Origin of the sequence: Pedobacter sp. Leaf41 (assembly GCF_001422545.1) — a bacterium.
GTDB lineage: Bacteria > Bacteroidota > Bacteroidia > Sphingobacteriales > Sphingobacteriaceae > Pedobacter.
In genome coordinates, this window is sequence record NZ_LMLE01000006.1 from 209,714 (window position 1) to 229,873 (window position 20,160).

The window sequence follows — 20,160 nt, forward strand, 5'->3', positions numbered from 1 at the left end:
GATTCTCTGAATCCAACTTAAGCAGAGGAGAATAACAGAAAATAATCGGTCTCTTTTTAAGCCTAAGGTTGTATGAAGACAAACAAGTTAGCAGTTTGTTCTGGTCATTTGACATTCTAATTCATTAACTGTTTATACAAATTTTTGAAAGCTGACCGGTTTGACCAGATATCGGTCAGCGTGCACCGAGAAAGCATCGGGTGCATGTTCGGGATGCCCAGTCACAAATACAATAAATCGTACATCATCCCTCAAAATTCTGGCGATATCAGGCCCGGAAATTTCCATGTTAATGTCCAGAAATAAAAAGTCTACCCGTTGATTCTCTTTAATTGCCCGAACAGCCGCTGTCGGATCTGAAAAGCTTTCAAGAAGTGATAGTTTGGGTACTGCCTGAAGGTATTCGATCCGGAGCTGAAAAGACTTGCTCAGGATATTATCGTCTCGCAGCAAAAATAAATTACACAAATGAAAGCAATTCTCGAAAGGCTGAGTCATGACCGAGAAGAAGCCAATTCTGGTAATAATTAGTTAGCCAGGATAATAAATAGCTGTAGTATTTTTAATTTTTTTGAGTTTTCTTTTGGTGCAGCAAGTAAAATTTAATAAATCTTGCTTGAAATAAAATAGGGAAATCCAAACCTTACCAACCAATAGCTTCAAAACTCTTCGTTGTCTTGCTGTTGGTGTTGATCCCTGCTAAGCATTCTTTTGGTATTTCTGGAGATTGTTGCCTCGGTAAGAGAAAAGTTTTACCAAACCATATCTTTACTTGAGTGGATATTTACCGTTTATTCACAGTTCAGTAACTTCTTGGAGTATATGCTAGCCACAGACCACTCAAATCCATTTTCAGTTTTTATGGGGTTTTCATCTGCAATTAGTTATGACCGGTTAGTTTATGCAAACTCAAGATTTACTCTTATAATCTGGACTATTCAAAAATAAAACAACTTATGGGACTAAACTATCGGTATGTAATACACGTATGTAAATTTTGAATAAATAGATAGATATGTTTGGATTCAAGTCATTAACAGAAAATAGAATTGTAGCTTGGAAAGCAAGAAATGGCATGAATATTCTTCGCGTTTGTTTGGGTATTATATTTATATGGTTTGGAATACTTAAGTTCTTTCCAGGCGTGAGTTCTGCGGAGGAGATTGCCGGTCGTACCCTATTAAAACTAACTTTTGGATTAGTAAAACCGGAAATATCGATGCCGGTTTTAGCGATATGGGAATGTATCATTGGATTAGGGCTGATATCCAAAGCCTGGCTTAGGCTAACCCTGATTTTACTTTATTTACAGATGGCGGGTACATTCTTACCGCTATTATTCTTTCCGAACGAAACCTTCAACCATTCCCTGCTTGTACCCACTTTACTGGGTCAATATATCATTAAAAACTTTGTGCTAATATCTGCAGGAATTGTAATTGGTGCTACTTTGAGAGGTGGTAAAATTATTACAAGTCCATTAACAGAAAAAAAATCGGCTAAACTAGAAAAACGATTCGGGCGAATTAGGCGTATCCTTAAACTCGATGTTATTCAATAAAGTACCAATGAACTGATAAACAGTCAAATACAATAAATATTATTCTCTAACAAAAGTTATTGCATCAGCAAAAAAACCACAGTTCGCTTTATTTACGTACATGACAGTACAACGAAATTAAATAACATGAAAAAAACTTTTTTAACTGCTTTTGCCTTAGTAGCTATCGCATTTTCAGTAAACACAACAGTACAGGCCCAAGATAAAATGTCTGGTTCTAAAATGGATGGCACCAAAATGGTTGGTGGTGCTAAAATGTATCCAACAAAAGATATTATTGATAATGCTGTAAACTCAAAAGACCACACTACACTGGTAGCAGCTGTAAAAGCTGCAGGCCTTGTAGAAACTTTAAAAGGTAAAGGTCCGTTTACAGTCTTTGCACCAACCAATGCAGCTTTCGATAAGTTACCAAAAGGTACTGTAGATAATTTGGTTAAGCCAGCTAATAAAGCGACATTAACCAAAATTTTAACTTATCACGTTGTTGCAGGTAAAATGGATAGCAAAGCCATTGCGGCCGCGATCAAAAAAGGAAATGGTAAAGCGGAACTGGTAACTGTTCAAGGAGGCAAGCTTTGGGCATGGATGGAAGGCAAAAAACTGGTTCTGAAAGATGAAAAAGGTGGAATGAGCACAGTGACCATTGCTGATGTAAATCAGAAAAACGGTGTAATACATGTAGTAGATACTGTATTAATGCCAAAATAAGTTTATAAATAGGATTTAATAAAAGCCGCTCCATATCCGAAGCGGCTTTTTTATTTTGCTTCCGGACAGGATGTATAGCGCAGAGGAATAACTAAAACAAATAGCCACAGGCAGTGTTACCAAATCAAAACAAGCCTATGCATGCATTTATACTTACTCATTCTTCGAATGCCAAAAGTTTACAATTAAAATGCAAAACATCTGAGCAACTATTAGTGGGCAACATACTCGATAACAGGGAAGGATCGTTCAGTCAACTTTATGAAATGTATGCGCCGAACCTCATGGGTGTATTGATGAAAATTCTAAACCAACAGGAAACCGCAGAGGATTTATTACAGGAAGTGTTTTTAAAGATCAAAAGGTATTTACCTTTATATGATGAAAAAAAAGCCCGGTTATTCACCTGGATGCTAAATATTACCAGAAACACGGCCTTTGATTACCTTAGATTGAAATCCAGCAAGCAGAGCAAGTCTACCATCGAAATTGATGTTCATCATTCTGAACTGGAAAGTTTTAGCCATAGTGTAAATACGGATACCATCGACCTAAAAAAACTGGTGCTTGGACTTAATGAGAAGCATCGAACGATACTCGAACTCTCCTACTATCAGGGCTATACCCACCTGGAGATTGCTGAAGAACTAAATATGCCCCTTGGCAGTGTCAAAACATCTATCAGACAGGCCATATTAATTCTAAGGGGCTTCTTTTCATTGCCTGGTTAGTTGAAAATAATAAGTTATTCTAAATGCTTCACTTATTCTTCTCTGTTCTTCCCGGATTTGTATGGTAGACCGTAAGCTTCGCAAAGATTGACCAAATCATTTGGTAGGAATTAACCGCTTCATAGAAACCAGGATATCTTTGCGTAGCCTTTCTTGAAAAGCATAAGCTGGTTAATTCTAAGAAAAACATTGCTTCTAAATTTCGAGACGAGAGGATACTACTAGCGAAATCTAAAATCAAACATCCCTAGAGAGGATTAGTAACCCTAATGGTTGTAAATAGGTTACCTTTTAATTATACGCCGTATTAACCCATAATTAATCAGTGTAAAACTTCAAAACAAAACAAAATGAAAAATGCATTCAAATTAGGCTTTTTAGCCCTGTCCCTATCTTTGACATTTGCCGCCTGTTCAGAAAAAAAAGCTGATGCTGGTACAGACACTACCATGGTTGATGCTTCGACCGATAAGATGATGACCGATACGATGATGAAGGATACCATGATGACAGACACTATGATGAAAGATACGATGAGCAAAATGTAGTCTTAAATCAATTTATGTTTAAGAGGGCTTGCGGTTTATTCGAAGCCCTTTTTTTTAAAAGCCATCTTTTCGGAACAAAACTGTTGCTCAAGCGGTCGATTTAGCTGTAAACACAATCAAACATAAGCCGCTTAAGGTATTTATCTTGCGGTTTTACAATCTCTTTGGAAATAGGTATTGACTTACAGATTCATTTGAGTTTCAAATGGCCTTCTTAGTAAATTCTCTTATCTTTTGTAAAACATCCTTGTGGTCGACACTGATCTTACTCTATTGTCACTTTTTTCGAAGCGACAACTCATCGCTTTTCAGAATTTTCGGAAATCTGATGCTTTATTTCACATAACAGTTAAGCCAGCTCAGCCGTTATTGTAAAAACCTATTCAATCCCTTTTATCTGGTATTTATTTTCAGCCGACGGGGTTTCTTTAGTATGGCTTATACTTACAATCCTATGAAGAACCAGCAAGGTGCTTTATTCGTAAATTAAATCATATCAGCCTTTTAGGTACAAATATCTTCTGGGCTTTTGTAAGGATTTAAGTTTTCTAACGACCAATGGAGATATGAGAAATTTAAAAGTATTAAGTATACTGTTTCTGGGACTGGCATTGAATGCCTGTGGTCAGAACAACCCATCAGATAACCATACACGCTCAAGAGATATCAAAAAATATCCACAGGCAAAAACTGCAGCTTACTGGAAGCAGGTACTCTCTGCACAAGCATATGATATCATGGTGAACAGTTCAACGGAAACGCCATACAAAAACCCGTTTTGGAACAACCACAAAAAAGGTATTTATGTGAGTGCAGCTACAGGAAAACCACTCTTCAGCTCCGACACTAAGTTTGAATCAGGTACGGGTTGGCCTAGTTTTTTTAAGCCAATTGATACCACTGCTATTAAAATTGTCCGTGATACATCAGATGGCATGGTCAGGGATGAAGTTGTGGAGGCAAGCACAGGCCTCCATCTAGGACATGTATTTGATGATGGGCCTGCACCGACTGGTCAGCGGTACTGCATGAACTCTTATGCACTGAAGTTTATTCCATCAAAATAATTTGACAATGATGAAAATGTATAAATTATTGCTGGTTGGACTGGTTTTTCTTTCCTCATGCACGGATGCACAGACGAGAAAGAATCAGCAGCGCTTTGCAGACTTACCCAGACCAAAGCCAAATGAACAGGTTGCAACTTTCGCCGGTGGATGTTTCTGGGCACTGGCCGAGGGTATGAGTGAACTGAAAGGAGTGGATAGAGTTGTTTCGGGATATTCTGGGGGGACGGTAAAAAACCCTACCTATGAAGAGGTATGTTCGGATACCACAGGACATGCGGAGTCTGTAGAGGTTTATTATGATCCTACTGTAATTAGCTATGCCCAGCTTTCAGAGGCCTTTTTTTATGCTCATGATCCAACCACGCTAAATCGTCAGGGTCCTGATGAAGGTGCGGATTACCGTTCGGTTGCATTCTACAGGAATCCTGAAGAAAGAAAAACATTGGAACAGGTAATGGCCAGGATAAATTCTGCTCATCATTATGGCGATAAAATCGTTACCCAGGTGGTACCCTTCAAAGTATTCTATCCAGCAGAAAACTACCATCAGGACTATTACAAGCTAAATCCTAATAGTAGCTATATTCAGGCTGTTTCCAGACCCAAGGTACTAAAGCTCAGGAAAAGCATGAATGCACTGATTAAACCGGAATTTAAGAATCAAAGCTGATGAGCACGGAGGATTTTTTGAGTCGCCTTTTTTTACAGGCCAGAATAATAGTCATAGCCTTGTTCTGCCCAGTAGTCTTTTGGTCGCTGGTCGCTGAAAGACATCAGCCCGATACGTTTTAGGTTTTTGATTCCGTATTTTACTGGGATGATCAATCTCAAGGGCGCACCATGATCATTCGTTATTTGCTCACCGTTCATTTCGTAGGCCAAAATGGTTTGCGGATGCAAAACACTCTCTCTTTCCAGACCAACATAGTATTCGCCATTTGGGGTTTCAAGCCCCATATAATTTTTTTCTGATAGCTTATCAAGTTTAAAATGCGACAAGAAATCACTGAGTTTAACACCTCCCCAGTGTTGAATTTGGTCCCAGCCTTCTACGCATTTAAAATCGAAAACTATTTCCGTTTTTGGCAGCGATTTTATCTCTTCAATGCCGATGTGTAACGAGTCGGTTGCCCCGGTTCTGACTTCAAGTTTCCAGTTTTTCTCGTCAAAGTCCTTATCATCTTCAATACCAATCAAGCTATTTATGCGAACGGTTTTTGCTGCACGTTCTTTGTCGTAGGTTTTAACCAGGTGGTTGTTGCTAAAGAAGTTTCGAAAAAATAGTTCGGTTTTATTTAATGCCCTTCTTAAAGGTTGTTTTGAGCCGCCGGTAATTCCAGCCGTCTCTTCAGGTGAATGGAGCAACCATCTCCAACCTGCAACCGCACCACCACCAAAAGTGAAAAATACACCGAAAGAGATAAGATTGCGGCGTTTTATTTTCTGTTCGATACTAAGCGGTGCTTTTACTTTCTTCTTAGTCGGCTGTTCCATGTTCTGATAATTTTTCTTCTTTAACTTTCTCTTTATTTTCTATGACCTCGAAGCCTGATACAACTGACCTGAAATTATTCCACCCCGCAAGTGCAACCTGAAGAATATGTATCACAAAGAAAAATACGTAGCCAATAGTGAGTGCAAAATGAATGATCCGTGCAAAATGATAACCGCCACAAAGCCAGCAAAGCCAATAAAATTGGACTGGTTTGTAAATGGCAAGACCAGTGATAATAGAGCCAAAACCCATTAATATAATCGCTGTGTAGGCAATTCGTTGAGCAGCATTATATTTTTTCTGTGGGGGAATGGTTTTTTTGATATGTAAATCGTGAAGTAAAACCAACCACGCTTCCTTAAATGTGTTTTTTTGAGGGATAAGTTCCCGCCAGGCACCAGAAACAATAGTGTAGACGATGTAAACCAATCCATTTATAAAAAAGAACCACATAAATAAGAAATGGTAAGCCATTCCTTCGGCAAGACGTTGTGGTATATGGAAGTAATTATAAAACCACTCCGGAAAAAATTTAATGTATGTAATGCCAAAAATGGAGATTCCGTAAGCATCATTTGCCCAATAAATAAACATTCCACTCCAAATCATAATTGCAAGTGCAGGGAAATTTACCCAGTGTGTCCATCGCATCAAAAAGGCGTGTTTTTCTTTTATTTCTTTCATTAGACTTTATATAACATTAATGCAATCATTTGTCTGAAATCCATTAGCTGTGCGGTTTGATGAGCAGTTTTGTAACTCCAGTTATTTGTCCGCTTCTACTATTTTGCAGTAAGGCAATTAGCTCCAATTCGCTTTTGTACTATCTAAAGTTAAATTGACCAAACCATTTTCTTTACCATTAAGGTTAACGGTTTTAAAGTCTTTTACAATTTGTACATGGTGAAGTGTTCTGCCTTTGTTTTCCCCCCGTTCGATTTTGTTTGTTGCGTTTGGACTTACCATTGCTATAATCAGGTTATTGTTACGTATCTGGTTGCCGGTTTGATAACTCAAAGAAATATCCGTGCGACTCTGTTTTTCAATCCTAACTTCCAAATGATTCTGGCTTGTTTGTGATAAAGCATTCTGAATCGCATTTCGAAGGCTTTTTTCCTCATAGCCAATAAATTCCTCGCTTCCGTTTACAACGATTTGGGGTGTATAAACGTTATTAAGGCGCAGCCAGTTGGAATACTCATGCTGCCTTTTCTAGTTTCTGGCACTGCTAAAGCTATCTTTCCAGCCTAATTTATCCCAATAATCTACATGGTAAGCAAGAATGTAAACAGGTTTATCCTTATTTTCTTTTTCTATTCTCGCTATTAGCGCATCAGCAGGTGGACAACTTGAGCAGCCTTCCGAAGTAAATAGTTCGTCACTGCAAAACCTGGCGCTGCAGGTTTCTTTCGTTTTAAAGTGAAAGCTAAGCTTATCGCAGATAATGCAAACAACACAAATACTATCTTTCTAACCATGGTAATCATTTAAAGGCTTAGTCGTTGGTTTAAATTATTCCTTACAAAAAAAATAATTTGTAAGGAATTTAATTTGCTACCGACTAAACGGTTAGCACTATATTTATACAATGTACGTAAAAAGATGAATGAAGAAAAGCAAGGTTTAATGGTAACCAATCAACTTCATCCCGACCCGATAACCTGGGTTGAAAAATATGCTGACTTCCTTTATCGCTTTGGCATGTCGAGATTAAGAGATGAAGAAGTAGCAAGAGATTTAGTGCAGGATACTTTTTTAGCTGCACTACAACAATTGGATCGTTTTAAAGCAAACAGCAGTGAAAAAACCTGGCTTTCGGCAATCCTTAAAAATAAGATAGCTGATTTTTACAGGAAACAAGCATCAAAAGGATTAAAGGAAGTTAGGCAGCCAGAATTTGAACAGATTGATTTGCCCAAAGCTTCTAAACAGTTTACAGAACATTTATTGGCTGGAGCAAGACCAACTGGAGAGAACCGATATAAAATTATGCTGGTCGAGCGCACTATAGAATCAGTTATTCAGCAAGCTAAAAGGTAATATGAAATTTGATAAACCAGCAGGGAGAAAATGCAATCAATCAGCTCAAAGTGGTGGGTAAACCGATTGATAGGATAGACGGGCCATTGAAAACAACAGGCCGTGCAACCTACGCCTATGAACATCAAATAGCTAATATAAAACCGGCATATGGATATATTGTTGGAGCAGGTATTGCAAAGGAGCGAATTGAGGCTATTCATCAAACAGCAGCAAAATCACTTCCGGGTGTCATTGGGGTGATCACCGCTTCTAATGCTGGTCCGCTTAAAACAGGAAAATTTTATGCAGATAGACTCTTAGCAGGTCCGGATGTTTTGGTGAACTTGGCCTGGTAGGTGTTGCTGCCGCTATTGCAAATGCCGTTTATAATGCTACCGGAGTAAGGATCAGAGAATACCCTATAACTCTTCATAAAATTCTTGAATCGAGTTAGAACTAAGAAGGAAACAACTAGTTGCAACCTTTTCAAAAAAGATGGCTTTTTGAGCATGATTCCTGTAAACTCATTCCAATAATCCCGTAAATTTCTTAGTGTTATAATGAGTTTTTGATAAATTGAAATAAAGAAAATTGGACGAATAATTGCCCAAAATCAATATCTAGTTTTTTGGTTCAAAGTTTCCCGCTTAATGTGTTATTATACCTATTAGAAATAATCTGAACAATAACTTCTGACACTAACACCGAACATGGTTTTTCTTATTAGGGATCTCGGTATGGATTGTGAGCAGGCTCGAAGAACTTGGTTTAATTCTTCTTTAAGCATGAATATCTTTGCTGTTGCGCCTTTTTAGGAAGCGGTGGCGCATGGTTTAATAATAAGATCTTCTTGTTAAGGTAACACGCAATCGCCACTTATGAAGTTTAGATTAATGGAACTTTTCCAGTTTTTTGATGTTGTAAATTATACTTTTAAATCAATAACATGAAAAACGAACCCATTAAAATTAGTGAAAAATTTAATGTTGACACCGCAACATTGTTCAGGGCCTGGACGGATGAATCTGCATTGAAAGCCTGGTGGAAACCAACAGGGAAAATACTTTCAAATGTAGAGAACGATATTAAGGAAGGCGGAAAAGTTGCGTATCATTTCGAAAGTGAAGCCGAGGCCACTGGTAAATTAACCATCGAGGGAACGTATCAATCTGTAATTCCAGAACAAAAACTGGTTTATACCTGGAACTGGATAGTTGATGATGCAGCACTTGAAAATGGCAATTATCTGCTTACCGTTGGCTTTGAAGCTGTGGGAGAGGGATCCGAAATAACGATCACTCAGGAAAATCAAAGTGAAACTGAAGGAATACACCCACACGAGGAAGGTTGGAAAGAAGCGCTGGAATCTTTAAAAACTTACCTGGAAAATGAAGCGCTAAACAGAAATTCAGCACAACATTAGTTTGTTTAAAGCATCCCAGCTTTGATGTTATTTGAGATGTTGAAATAGACATCTCGAATAACATCAACGATCGAGTTTTACCCATTTATACGCCAATTCATTTGCTGCAATCGCGACAATGCCTGGTGCCGTCTACGAGGCAACCAAATTCAGGGAGAATGTCGAGCTCATTCATTGATATTTTTCAAATAAACTTAAAGCAAAACTGATAATCTGTTATTTTAGCAGACGCCAGAATCAGGGCCAGTTATCAATTCAAATCACTTTAAAAAAATGTACAAATCCCGGTTTTCAAAAGCTTTACTTAATCTTATCATTTTATTGACAATTTCGCTGTGTTGGGTAGGATCATCGAAGGCACAAGATTCTTTGAAAAGAGCGCAGGATTCTGCTCGGGTTATCCCTGATACATTGCTGTTCAGAATCCAGACTGCCCAGGCGGCCATTACGGAAATTTATGCAGCCAATAAAAAAGGCTATGATGTGAGTGCAATTCAAGATCGGCTAGCAGCACTTGGTTCTAGTATTGCCTCGGTAAAAAGGGATTTTGGCAATGGAAAAGGTAATGCGGAAAACAGAAGCCTGGTTAGTTTTAAACTGATCCTCAAAGATGTGCAGACTGAACTTTCGGCAATCTCTGCCCGCCTGGTCAAAACCAATTCTGAACTTCAGCGAATGTCGCAACAGGTAATTGACCTCAATTCCGATTCGTTGCTTCTTGCAGATCAGGAAGAGTCAGAAAAAATGTTGTACAGACCTCAACTCTTGCAAATAAAAACCCGTTTGCACGAAACGGGCGAGGTTACAGGCAGAAACTTATCTAAAGTAAGCGAACTTTTAGCAAAAAGTTCTTCCATGAGCAGTGAGGTAAATGATTTACAGGTTGCCCTTGATGACCAACTGGAAAAATCTGGACGAATTGCTGCCAATAGGGAAGTTCCATACATCTGGTCAGCACCTTTACAATTATTTGGTTTTAGCCAAATTGGTTCAAGATTGTCCGATGCCTATTTCGGACAGGGAGAAATCTTCCAATATTTTATCAATTCAATCTGGGATACCGGCGTTGTGTTACTGATTGTTGTGCTAGCTTTTTTTATCTGGGTTCACCGGAACTTTGTAACAGCAAGTCGTGTATCAGTTAAACGAAAGATAGGAGAACTCAAATTCGACTATTTGCGGGCTTATCCCATCATGGCCAGTTCCATTGTTCTTTTATGTCTTTTGCTTGCCTTTCACTCTGATGCACCCTCTATTTTTATTGAGGTGGTACAACTTATTTTAATGATTTTGATTACTATCCATTTGAGAAGAGTTTTGCCAAAAGAAGCATTAAGGTTGTGGTTTATGATTCTCGGTGGCTTTGTGTTCCTGGTTTTTGCCTCCAGCCTGATCAGTGAGGCGCTCTTGCCGAGATTGATTTTATTGGCCATCCATTTGGGTTTTCTATTTTTAGGAGTGAGGATGTATGGGAAAACAAAAATTCCGCAGTTTTCCAAAAGGTTCATTAAATTAGTTATCTGGGTGCTGGTATTGATGAACGGGCTGGCGATAATCATGAATGTATTTGGCAGAATCAGCTTATCTAAACTCTTTGGCATAGCTGGGGTCATTAATCTGACGCAAATGATTTCGCTGGCTGTATTTATTCAGATCATGCTGGATGCACTCGAACTGCAGATCAAAATAAGTTCTTGCAATAAAGGCTTCTTCTCCAGGTTAAATCCTGATGCGATGAAATCGCAGTTCAAAAAGGTGCTTAAGGTATTCAGTTTTATTGTTTGGCTTTTAATCTTATTTAACAATTTGGGGATGTCATCCGCGATTTATAGCCTGATGACTGGCATACTCTCCAAAGAAAGAAGTTTCGGCAGCATCCACTTTTCGCTAGGAAATGTGCTTTTCTTCTTCATCATTATATACGTTTCCAATAAATTACAAAAACATGTGCCGTTATTTTTTGGCGAACAAAAAATCAGTTTCGATGGCGCCAGTGATCATAAGGGTTCAAAAGTGGCACTTTTTCGGTTAATCATTATCGTGATTGGACTGCTTCTGGCTTTTACCGCGTCTGGCCTCCCGATGGATAAGCTTACCGTTGTTTTGGGCGCACTTGGTGTTGGAATTGGATTAGGTATGCAGAACATTGTCAACAACTTCGTTTCTGGCATTATTTTAATCTTCGAGAAACCCTTCCGTATTGGTGATTATGTAGAACTTGCAGATAAGAGGGGCAAGGTCCAGGATATTGGTATCCGGTCGAGCAAATTACTCACGCCACAAGGCTCAGAAGTGATCATCCCGAATGGCGATTTGCTTTCCGGCAGGTTGGTCAACTGGACGCTGAGCAACGATTATCTGAAATCCGAATTGCTGATCAAAGTAAGCTCCACTGCTAATATGCAGCAGGTTCAGGAAATCATTTCCGAAGTGATTAAAGGATCAGTCCATACCGTAAACAAGCTCCCACCAGAAATTTTAGTTAATAATTTGGCAGCCGATAGTGTGGAAATTAAAGTTTTAGTTTGGGTTAACAATGTGTATGTAGAAGCCGCTTTTAAGAGCGATACGCTTATGCGCATCATGGTTGCTTTCCAGGAAGCAGATATCAAAGTGATGTAATTCTCGATTTGCTACATAAGATATGTTGAGTATAAGCTTCGAGGTAAGTCCCTGCATATTTTCTTGTTTTGTTCAAATTACTATTTGCCAATGCCTAGTCTCATTCTTTAATTTTTCCAGATGATGATTTAATAAATAATACGGAACCTGAAGAAAAAATCATTAGATCTATATTCTTTGTGAGTTTCAATTTGGGTCGCCATTGATGACAGCTTATTTGACTAATATTTAATTTGTTTTGATTTGAATTACCGGTCTATTGAACTTATGTGGTTTGTTAAAGCAGGATGCTGTTTACTTCCGCTACAAAACGTTCCACTTTTTTTGTGCTAAAAAAACTTGATAGAACCAACACATCTTCTTTCTGGCTTCCCGGTTTAAAAAAATATACCTGTACATCGGTTCCCGAATAAATCATATTAGTTGATTTTCTAACCGTTTGGATTCCATTGAAATCATCAAATGAATAAGTTCTGTTTCCCAATCCGATAGGGTTTTTTCGCGTGAGCATTCTGGAACCCTTGTCAAGAGTGATTTCGGTAAAACCCGACAGGATAATCGCTGGTCCTCCAACCAGGGTAAAAAGCAGAAAGCAAACTCTCCCGATATTAAAGCCGCCGCCCAGCCATGCATAGGGTGTAATTTCATGAATGCCTATAGCCAAAAGACAAACGCCAAGTAGAAGGCTGCCGATTGTGTTTCTTTTAAGAATGTATGCGCCACCATTTGGGATAAAAAACTTATACTCATCAATATACTGTGGGGCGAAATCTCCCGGGCTATCATGCGCCTCCAGATGACGGTGTAGAGGGGTGATCACCTCATCGACAAATGCGATTGCATTGGGATCATCATTTTTTCCATAACTGGATGATACCAATATCCCTTTTCCATATCGGTCATTTTTTTTAAATAACCTGTAGGTATAAGAACCAGCCATGTTGGAAACAGGTGAAATACCGTATATTTTAGAAAATGGAAGGGAGGATATGGTCAAAAAGCCCATTAGTTTTTTTCGCATGACGCCCGCACTAATGTCAAACTCTACAGATGTGCCCGCCCAAAGGATGAATAAGGCAACTACCACTATCAGGATAATAAGTATTGGCAGGGAAGAAGTAAAAGAATTTCGGAGATAATAAAGATAGACCAGGTATCCGCTCAGAAAAAAAATGGACAGTACGGCAGCAAGAATATAGGATAGGCCATATGGGTAAACTGTTATACGGTCCGGCTCAATCCGCCAACGGGTTTTCGATAATGATTTCAATGACAAGGGCTTTAATTTTTTAACATCTAAACACTTCATGAGTGATTTGGTTTTGCCGATTTTTAAGGAAACCATAAGTAAGAAGGAAGTGGTAACGGGAGGGAGGATACCTTCATTTTTCGAAAATGAAAACTTGCTATTTATATTTCTTTGCAATCGAAAAAATAGAATAATCGCTTTCGCCTATTTGAAAGGTGTGACAAATGTCAATGTCATTTTGTGTTATCTGACTTCGTTTCCCCTCGCCGTTAGTTCTCATTTTTGTTTAAGCACTTCAATGTACTGGTGCTCATTTTTGAACAATAATAAGCGATATCAATATGAAAACACAAACCAGCAAAACAGATCCAATTTATTATCAGGATGCAAGTACTTTGGCAGATTTGATCCGTAGGCGAGAAATATCACCGGTAGAAGTTGTAAAAGTACATCTCGACCGTATTGAGGCTCAGAATCCAGCTATCAATGCTATTGTCACAGTTGCAGAGCACGCATTAAAGTCCGCAAAAGATGCGGAAGCGGCAATTATGCGGGGCGATAAAGTTGGGCCTTTGCATGGCGTCCCGTTTACGGTAAAAGATTCAATAGACACTGCAAATGTTCTGACCCAGCGGGGTTCGCCGATTTTTAAAGGACGTACTCCAGAACAAGATGCCACCAGCGTTGCACGGATGAAAAAAGCTGGCGGGATTCTGCTTGCCAAAACCAATCTACCAGAGTTTTCTTACTGGATAGAAAGTGATAACTTACTCAGCGGCAGGTCTAACAACCCATGGGGCCTGAGCCGCACACCAGGCGGTTCCAGTGGGGGTGAATCAGCCGCTATAGCCGCAGGTATGTCGCCACTTGGCTTAGGCACAGACCTTGCCATCTCGGTACGTGGACCTGCAGCCCAGACCGGGATTGTATCGCTCAAAGCTACACATGGCCGGGTACCTATGACCGGGATATGGCCGCGGGAACCTCGCCGATTCTGGCATGTTGGCCCTATGGCCCGAAGTATCCGGGATCTGGAACTGGCTTTTTCTGTACTGTCAGGTCCCGATGGTCTTGATGCTTTTGCAAGCAGCACAGTCGGGTTCGATTCCGGAATGGGTAGCTCACCTCAGCGCAAAATTCGCATAGGCTGGATGGTGGGGCCAGGCTTTGGTCCGGTTGATGCTGAGGTGGCCGCTACGGTAGAAGCTGCAGCGGATGCGCTGAAAAATCTTGGCCTTACCGTGGAGCCGGTGAACATACCTGCGCTTGAAAGAGATTTTGCACTTGATGTTTTCAACAAGCTACATGTAATGGAAATGAAAGAAGCATTCAGGGTGGCTACGGCAGGCAGAAGAGAGGATGAGCTTTATAAAATGGCCAAAACGATGCTCTCATTGCCCGACACGTCGATGAAAGATTTTATCGCTGCCGAACAGGCGGCTGAGCGGATAAGAGATGGCTTTGCCGGATACTTTCAAAAATACGATGTACTGCTTACCCACGTGTTGCCAATTCCTGCCCATAAGCATGGTGTAGAGGAGTTTGTGATCGATGGACAAAAAGTAGACGCAACTTATCTTCAAGGCGCTACCGTGCCGCTCAATATCACCGGCTTACCTGGAATCGCTATGCGTTTCGGCACCAGTAAGGAAGGATTACCGATCGCGGTACAGCTTGTAGGAAGTTGGCAGGCAGAATCAACGATTTTACATGTCGCTTCTTTATTGGAAAGTGTTAGCGAGGTAAATAGTCTCCACCCAATAGTATAAAAACGGGAGAGGGTTGATCACAAATGATAGTCCCTCTCTTATTTTGGTTTCGTAAACTGTTTTCTGATACGGCTTAAAGTTTCTCTAGATATCCCTAGATAGGAAGCTACCATATGCAAAGGGACTTTATTAAATACCTTTGGATAGGTCTTTTGAAATTCAATGTATTTTTCTTCAGCTGAAGCGCTTATTAGTGAATAAATGCGGTGCTGGCTCGTTTCGTAACCCCGGGCCAGAAGCTTCTCGTAAAACAGTTTCAGTGCAGGTATGGTCATCATTAAATGTTCCCAATGCTCTTTCGTCCAGATAATAACGGTGCTGGGCGCTAAGGCTTCAATATTATTTAGCGATGGTGTTCCGTGATTATAGCTCTCCTGATCATTGATCCACCAGTTTTCTACCCCGAAACGCAAGGTATGGTCTGTTCCATCATTGCCGAACCGGTAAAGCCTGAAGCAACCCGAAGAAATGAAACAGTTGATTTTCCATACTTCGCCGTCGTGCAGAAGAGATTGCCACTTGCGTAAAGTTTTCTCCGTGCTGGCTGCACGAATGATTTTTAATTCGTCATCTGAAATTTCAACTCAATCACGTAAGTATGCTTCAAATACCTCAAACATGCTCAAAGATAATTAACTAAAGGCAACAATGATTATAAATAAATGTATCACTGTCCAAGTTACCGAACGTTTCAAAAACTGGATGGAGCTAAAATAAAAAATGGAATTTGAGGAGTATTACCTTCGTTTTGTGAGAAATTTTTTCTCTGATACTAAAGCTCATTTAAATATTCTTTGAGTTCCTCTTTTAATTTATGATAGGTCATCAATTTGTGATCTAAAACAGTGATGGAATCAAAAATTTCGACTACTCCTTCATCAGTTTGCGTAGTGGTCTCATCAATAATTGAAACTACTAATTTATCACCTATTTTCAGATCTTGGGCAGCCCATTTTATGTTTTTCTCCGCTATCGAGTCTCGCCCACTAATACTGACATTTAATGATTCGCTATTGTCGTCTCGCCTAACCCAGGTAACAATTGTTGTTACAACGCCAAAATCAGATTCGATCTGAGCGGTCGCGATTTTTTGTCCATTTAAAGTAACTTCAAAAGCTGGTTTATTCATCTTGTTTTATTTGTCTTTATAATGCTCTAATACTTTTCTCGGATTTGCTTACGTTTTATGAGATTGAGTGCACGGTCTAGAACAAGATCCCACCTTTGTCTAGATTATCTTTTGTATTAACGATCTGAATATCTAAAGGTGTCCCAATACCTTAAGCCAATGATTAATCCGTTCAATATGCGCATCTGGTTTATTAAAATAGGTTTCTCAAATCAAAACTATGGACAATTTACCGACCGGTTATAATCAGCTTCGGTAAAAGTGTAGGTGAATTTATAAGTTACATCACTTACACGTTCAGCTGTATGATTTTTTAATGTTTCTAATACTATGTACATCATTATCCTTAATATTTACTAAACATTTTAAACCATTAAATTTAATTACTAAATCACTACTATAATATTTAAATGGGCTATTATAACTTGAAGCTTCAGGTTTTTCACCTTCACCTCTAGATTTTTCTTCAAAAATAATTGTTGATTTTGGCAGAATATTAAATTCTTCTAAGCCTGTATTATATGTAATATTATAATTCGTTTTATTTATAAATTGGTATTGACCGTATTGGTCGTAAAAGTTATCCTTTACGCAACTTCCTAAAATAGAGACAATGCTAATAATTAAGCCAAAGATTAAATAATGTTTCGACATATGCTTCTGTACCATTGTCATAATTGTTTATAATGTTATCTTTCCACTCACCTTATGTCGTGGGGATTGCTTCATTAGATAACTTGCGTTTATACTATCAAAATATAATATTTCCATGATTTCGTCAGCATCTGCATCTATTATTTGTCACAGCATAATCAGGGTAGAATTGAGGCGGGGAAAATTCTTATCAGGTGGATAGTTTGTCGTCATATTAGTTCATTTTTATTTCTGTAAAGTTTACAATAATGTTTATGATAAGAGCAGCAAAAACCTAAATTACCTGCTTCCAAAACTTCAATCTTTATTCAAAATTTCAAAACTATGGGCAATTTACTGCAAGGTTATAATCTGCCTCGGTAAAGGTGTAGGTGAATTTGTAGTGACCCTCATCAATTTTTTCGATTTGATAACTATTCACATTAATTAAAGTATGTTCGCTTCTTTCTGTTGAAGTAAAGCATTTTTCTCCAATTTTTATTGTAACGGGTATTCTATTTTCTTCCCTTAAATTTATCGGGAGTGAAAAATTATAGCTGTCTGGTGAGATCGTTTTAGGCCCAATCCCTTTAACCTCAAAATAATATTCCCCTCCATTAGCTTCAATTGCGAATTTTTTCTTGGGATAGTCCATTACTATTTTCTTGCTTGTTGAGTTTAAATAATGGAATTCAGCATATTGTGCATAATCGACTCTTTTCTTGCAAGAAAAGCCAAAAAAACTCACGCTAAAAACCCCAAGTAGTAAATAGCGCATCCAAATTGTTTTCTGTGTTATTGTCATAGTTATTTCTAATGTTGATTTTCCAATCTGTACCATTAGCAGCTATATATCGAGTGCATTTTGTCTTTGTATAGGATTATAAGCGTAGACGACGTATCCAATTTTTTATTTATTGCATCATTAACACGTTCTTCTGTAAATTTATTAAAATCTGTTTTGTGATACAAGTTTTCGGGAAATGAGTTCTGTTAAGCTTTTTTTAGTACATCTTGATTTGACCAGCTTAGGGTATGCCTGGATAGTTAGCGGATTGCATCTCGAGGCTCTTGAATGGTTCAGCACCTTGTGTAATGATCAGGAGTGTTTTCGATTTCGACAATAACTGAAATACTCATGGCTGTCGGATCTTTTTTCAAGATGTAAATTGTACTACCTTACTTTCGGGGAACTAGTATTGTCTTGATGGTTTGATGATAATTTAGCGGCCAATCGCGGGGATGAAAGTCAAAAAAACAGCACGGTTTTTAAAACTTAACGTTCCCCTTAAATACCATAGATAGTGATAGTCAACTTACTTTATGTTAGTATTAGAGTATGATGGTGCACCAGCATTTTTGAAATAGATGGTTTTCAAACAAGGATTATCGTAAATTTGGACTGAACAAAATCTTATTTATAAAGTTGTAGATGTTAATTTAAATCAGATCATATCGTGAAATCCTTCCTCAAAAGAATCCTTTTTTCAACTGTTGCTTTCATAGCTTTATCAGCTCATGTTTATGGAGTAAAGCAGTCATTTTATTATCAGATTAAAGTATATCATTTTAAAACTGATCAGCAGGAGAAAACCATTGATGAATATTTAAAAACTGCTTTTTTGCCCGCGTTGCACAGCACAGGTATTAAGGATGTTGGTGTTTTTAAACCGATTGCCAAAGATACTTCAGATAGGCTGATTTACGTTTTTATACCGCTTAAAAAGCTGACGGACTTGGATAGAATCAATACGGAGGTTGGCAAGGATAAAGCGTTTGCTGAGAAAGGAAAACTTTATTTGAACGCGGCATACAATGAGGCTCCGTATACCCGTATAGAATCAATCATTTTGAAGGCTTTTGCTTCGATGCCGGAATATTCGCTTCCAAAACTCACTACACCTAAAAATGAACGGGTTTATGAATTAAGAAGTTACGAAGCGGCAACGGAAAATCTTTCCCGCAACAAAATTGAGATGTTCAACGATTATGAAGTCGCAATTTTTTCAAAGTTGAATTTCAATGCTGTTTTTTATGGGCAGGTGATTTCAGGTGGTAAAATGCCTAATTTAATGTATTTGACAACTTTTAATAATAAGGTCGATCGAGATAGCCATTGGGCAGCTTTTGGTCCGGAATATAAAAAGATCAGCGGTTTGCCTCAGTATCAGTATAATGTATCCAAAAACGTCACCTTATTTTTATATCCAGCAGATTATTCTGACTTTTAAACAGACAGGCTTTCCCCTCTTTTAGGAGAAGACAAAGGCTGATGTTAGTAGTTCTAAGAAGAAATTCTTAGGTTAACCCTCTATTTTTAATTTCTGCGGCAATAGCTTTGCTGGTTTTTTGGTAATTAATGATCAGGAACACAAAAAATAAAGGGAAAAAAGTAAAAAATCCAGGCCCGTTTTTTAGTGAACTATAGATTGCAACACCCACCAAAGCACCAATAAGTATACAGGTAATAGTTAAACTTGATTTTGCTGTCTGATGTCTTTTAAGTAGCTCTTGGTCAGATAGCTGCTTCATTTCCTGTGTCGTATTCATGAGGTTAAATTTGATATTGTAATTTACAGCATTTAAAATTTCCTGTTTGCTTGAACCACTCGATTAGAATTTGAAGGCGTTTGAAATATTTTAATTAATCAGTTTGATCAGTGCCATTGAAAAACCTACCAGCATCGAAATAATTAAATAAGAGACAGGGATCATTATTGCTCTTAACAGTTTTGATTTCTTTGAATAGCCATACCCAGTAAAAAACTGGTTATAAAACCAAATACTGTAAAGGAAGCCACCTACCACTACAAATACATAATAGAAGATTAATAGCGTAGGGATATGAGTGTAAAATATCGTAACTACTGTAAATATTAAAGCAAAAATAAGCTCTACTGCCGTCTTGTAAGAATTCAAGACCAGGTGTTCGGTATAATTAAGTTAGCCTTTTTGAACCAGAAATAGCTAAATAAAGATTAAAGGGGGATCAATATCAAAATGATCACCTTTGGATATTTGTTGGCGAAACCCTCATAGGCACTCATTGTTTGCTTACTGTTCAATGGCATGATGTCTGATAAATGGATTTTTACATATGGCGATAGTAAACTAGAAATGGCAAGTAAAAGAATAACCAAGGTCACAAAATTGAAAAACCTCACCCTTTTGCCCTGAATGAATTCTCTCACGCTATC

Annotated in this window: 24 protein-coding genes and 1 pseudogene; 12 read left to right on the top strand and 13 right to left on the bottom strand. The window is 38.4% G+C overall.

What is annotated here, in order from left to right:
• Positions 1 to 132: 132 nt before the first annotated feature.
• A complete protein-coding gene (locus ASE92_RS08205) occupies positions 133 to 498 on the bottom strand; it encodes a LytTR family DNA-binding domain-containing protein (RefSeq protein WP_082454978.1) in 366 nt (121 codons plus the stop codon).
• A gap of 517 nt (positions 499 to 1,015) precedes the next feature.
• Here ASE92_RS08205 and ASE92_RS08210 point away from each other — a divergent pair.
• From ASE92_RS08210 to msrA, 6 genes are all read left to right on the top strand, one after another.
• The gene (locus ASE92_RS08210; RefSeq protein WP_056849624.1) at positions 1,016 to 1,561 is read left to right on the top strand and encodes a DoxX family membrane protein; all 546 of its coding nucleotides are present in this window, start codon (positions 1,016 to 1,018) and stop codon (positions 1,559 to 1,561) included.
• A 126-nt stretch (positions 1,562 to 1,687) separates the two neighbouring features.
• Entirely contained in the window at positions 1,688 to 2,272 is a 585-nt protein-coding gene (locus ASE92_RS08215) for a fasciclin domain-containing protein (RefSeq protein ID WP_056849625.1), read from the top strand.
• Between the two features lie 137 nt (positions 2,273 to 2,409).
• The gene (locus ASE92_RS08220) at positions 2,410 to 3,003 is read left to right on the top strand and encodes an RNA polymerase sigma factor (RefSeq protein WP_082454979.1); all 594 of its coding nucleotides are present in this window, start codon (positions 2,410 to 2,412) and stop codon (positions 3,001 to 3,003) included.
• 350 nt (positions 3,004 to 3,353) lie between these two features.
• Complete coding sequence (locus tag ASE92_RS08225; protein ID WP_056849627.1) at positions 3,354 to 3,551, top strand: hypothetical protein; 198 nt, start codon at positions 3,354 to 3,356, stop codon at positions 3,549 to 3,551.
• Positions 3,552 to 4,117: 566 nt separating this feature from the next.
• Positions 4,118 to 4,618 carry a peptide-methionine (R)-S-oxide reductase MsrB gene (msrB, locus tag ASE92_RS08230; protein ID WP_082454980.1) on the top strand — a complete coding sequence of 167 codons (501 nt, stop codon included), beginning with the start codon at positions 4,118 to 4,120 and terminating at the stop codon, positions 4,616 to 4,618.
• A gap of 7 nt (positions 4,619 to 4,625) precedes the next feature.
• Complete coding sequence (gene msrA, locus ASE92_RS08235; RefSeq protein WP_235527319.1) at positions 4,626 to 5,291, top strand: peptide-methionine (S)-S-oxide reductase MsrA; 666 nt, start codon at positions 4,626 to 4,628, stop codon at positions 5,289 to 5,291.
• Positions 5,292 to 5,323: 32 nt separating this feature from the next.
• Here msrA and ASE92_RS08240 read toward each other — a convergent pair whose 3' ends face one another.
• The 4 genes and pseudogenes from ASE92_RS08240 to ASE92_RS21480 form a co-directional block, all read right to left on the bottom strand.
• Positions 5,324 to 6,115 (bottom strand): molybdopterin-dependent oxidoreductase, encoded by a 792-nt coding sequence (locus ASE92_RS08240; RefSeq protein ID WP_056849629.1) that lies wholly within the window; start codon positions 6,113 to 6,115, stop codon positions 5,324 to 5,326.
• Positions 6,099 to 6,800 (bottom strand): cytochrome b/b6 domain-containing protein, encoded by a 702-nt coding sequence (locus tag ASE92_RS08245; RefSeq protein WP_235527320.1) that lies wholly within the window; start codon positions 6,798 to 6,800, stop codon positions 6,099 to 6,101. Before ASE92_RS08245 ends, ASE92_RS08240 begins: the two co-directional genes overlap by 17 nt.
• Positions 6,801 to 6,917: 117 nt before the next feature.
• Positions 6,918 to 7,442, bottom strand: a pseudogene (locus ASE92_RS08250) (DUF1223 domain-containing protein).
• The gene (locus tag ASE92_RS21480; RefSeq protein ID WP_235527321.1) at positions 7,442 to 7,594 is read right to left on the bottom strand and encodes a hypothetical protein; all 153 of its coding nucleotides are present in this window, start codon (positions 7,592 to 7,594) and stop codon (positions 7,442 to 7,444) included. Before ASE92_RS21480 ends, ASE92_RS08250 begins: the two are co-directional and overlap by 1 nt.
• A 124-nt stretch (positions 7,595 to 7,718) precedes the next feature.
• On the opposite strand from ASE92_RS21480, the gene ASE92_RS08255 reads away from it, so the two are divergent.
• From ASE92_RS08255 to ASE92_RS08270, 4 genes are all read left to right on the top strand, one after another.
• Positions 7,719 to 8,156: an RNA polymerase sigma factor gene (locus tag ASE92_RS08255; protein ID WP_056849631.1), complete on the top strand. Its 438-nt coding sequence runs from the start codon at positions 7,719 to 7,721 to the stop codon at positions 8,154 to 8,156.
• 8 nt (positions 8,157 to 8,164) lie between these two features.
• Positions 8,165 to 8,494 (top strand): hypothetical protein, encoded by a 330-nt coding sequence (locus ASE92_RS08260; RefSeq protein ID WP_056849632.1) that lies wholly within the window; start codon positions 8,165 to 8,167, stop codon positions 8,492 to 8,494.
• A 590-nt stretch (positions 8,495 to 9,084) separates the two neighbouring features.
• Positions 9,085 to 9,561 (top strand): SRPBCC domain-containing protein, encoded by a 477-nt coding sequence (locus ASE92_RS08265; protein ID WP_056849633.1) that lies wholly within the window; start codon positions 9,085 to 9,087, stop codon positions 9,559 to 9,561.
• A gap of 273 nt (positions 9,562 to 9,834) precedes the next feature.
• The gene (locus tag ASE92_RS08270; RefSeq protein WP_056849634.1) at positions 9,835 to 12,183 is read left to right on the top strand and encodes a mechanosensitive ion channel domain-containing protein; all 2,349 of its coding nucleotides are present in this window, start codon (positions 9,835 to 9,837) and stop codon (positions 12,181 to 12,183) included.
• A 277-nt stretch (positions 12,184 to 12,460) separates the two neighbouring features.
• Here the strand turns inward: ASE92_RS08270 and ASE92_RS21130 are convergent, their stop codons facing one another.
• The gene (locus tag ASE92_RS21130; RefSeq protein WP_157255690.1) at positions 12,461 to 13,492 is read right to left on the bottom strand and encodes a hypothetical protein; all 1,032 of its coding nucleotides are present in this window, start codon (positions 13,490 to 13,492) and stop codon (positions 12,461 to 12,463) included.
• A gap of 281 nt (positions 13,493 to 13,773) precedes the next feature.
• Between ASE92_RS21130 and ASE92_RS08285 the strand changes: the two genes are divergently transcribed.
• On the top strand, positions 13,774 to 15,201 hold the full coding sequence (locus ASE92_RS08285) for an amidase (RefSeq protein ID WP_056849637.1): 1,428 nt from the start codon (positions 13,774 to 13,776) through the stop codon (positions 15,199 to 15,201).
• A gap of 38 nt (positions 15,202 to 15,239) precedes the next feature.
• On the opposite strand, the gene ASE92_RS20750 is transcribed toward ASE92_RS08285, so the two are convergent.
• From ASE92_RS20750 to ASE92_RS08305, 4 genes are all read right to left on the bottom strand, one after another.
• Positions 15,240 to 15,779 (bottom strand): Crp/Fnr family transcriptional regulator, encoded by a 540-nt coding sequence (locus ASE92_RS20750; RefSeq protein ID WP_369817409.1) that lies wholly within the window; start codon positions 15,777 to 15,779, stop codon positions 15,240 to 15,242.
• Between the two features lie 194 nt (positions 15,780 to 15,973).
• Positions 15,974 to 16,330 (bottom strand): hypothetical protein, encoded by a 357-nt coding sequence (locus ASE92_RS08295; protein ID WP_056849638.1) that lies wholly within the window; start codon positions 16,328 to 16,330, stop codon positions 15,974 to 15,976.
• 297 nt (positions 16,331 to 16,627) lie between these two features.
• Positions 16,628 to 16,999, bottom strand: a complete 372-nt coding sequence (locus tag ASE92_RS08300; RefSeq protein ID WP_157255691.1) for a hypothetical protein — start codon at positions 16,997 to 16,999, stop codon at positions 16,628 to 16,630.
• Positions 17,000 to 17,306: 307 nt separating this feature from the next.
• Positions 17,307 to 17,768, bottom strand: a complete 462-nt coding sequence (locus ASE92_RS08305) for a hypothetical protein (protein WP_056849640.1) — start codon at positions 17,766 to 17,768, stop codon at positions 17,307 to 17,309.
• A 652-nt stretch (positions 17,769 to 18,420) separates the two neighbouring features.
• Here ASE92_RS08305 and ASE92_RS08310 point away from each other — a divergent pair.
• The gene (locus ASE92_RS08310) at positions 18,421 to 19,194 is read left to right on the top strand and encodes an NIPSNAP family protein (protein ID WP_157255692.1); all 774 of its coding nucleotides are present in this window, start codon (positions 18,421 to 18,423) and stop codon (positions 19,192 to 19,194) included.
• A 67-nt stretch (positions 19,195 to 19,261) separates the two neighbouring features.
• On the opposite strand, the gene ASE92_RS08315 is transcribed toward ASE92_RS08310, so the two are convergent.
• The 3 genes from ASE92_RS08315 to ASE92_RS21700 form a co-directional block, all read right to left on the bottom strand.
• Complete coding sequence (locus ASE92_RS08315) at positions 19,262 to 19,513, bottom strand: hypothetical protein (protein ID WP_056849642.1); 252 nt, start codon at positions 19,511 to 19,513, stop codon at positions 19,262 to 19,264.
• 90 nt (positions 19,514 to 19,603) lie between these two features.
• Positions 19,604 to 19,882, bottom strand: a complete 279-nt coding sequence (locus ASE92_RS21485; protein ID WP_235527322.1) for a hypothetical protein — start codon at positions 19,880 to 19,882, stop codon at positions 19,604 to 19,606.
• A 59-nt stretch (positions 19,883 to 19,941) separates the two neighbouring features.
• Positions 19,942 to 20,154 (bottom strand): hypothetical protein, encoded by a 213-nt coding sequence (locus ASE92_RS21700; protein WP_369817401.1) that lies wholly within the window; start codon positions 20,152 to 20,154, stop codon positions 19,942 to 19,944.
• Between the last annotated feature and the right edge of the window lie 6 nt (positions 20,155 to 20,160).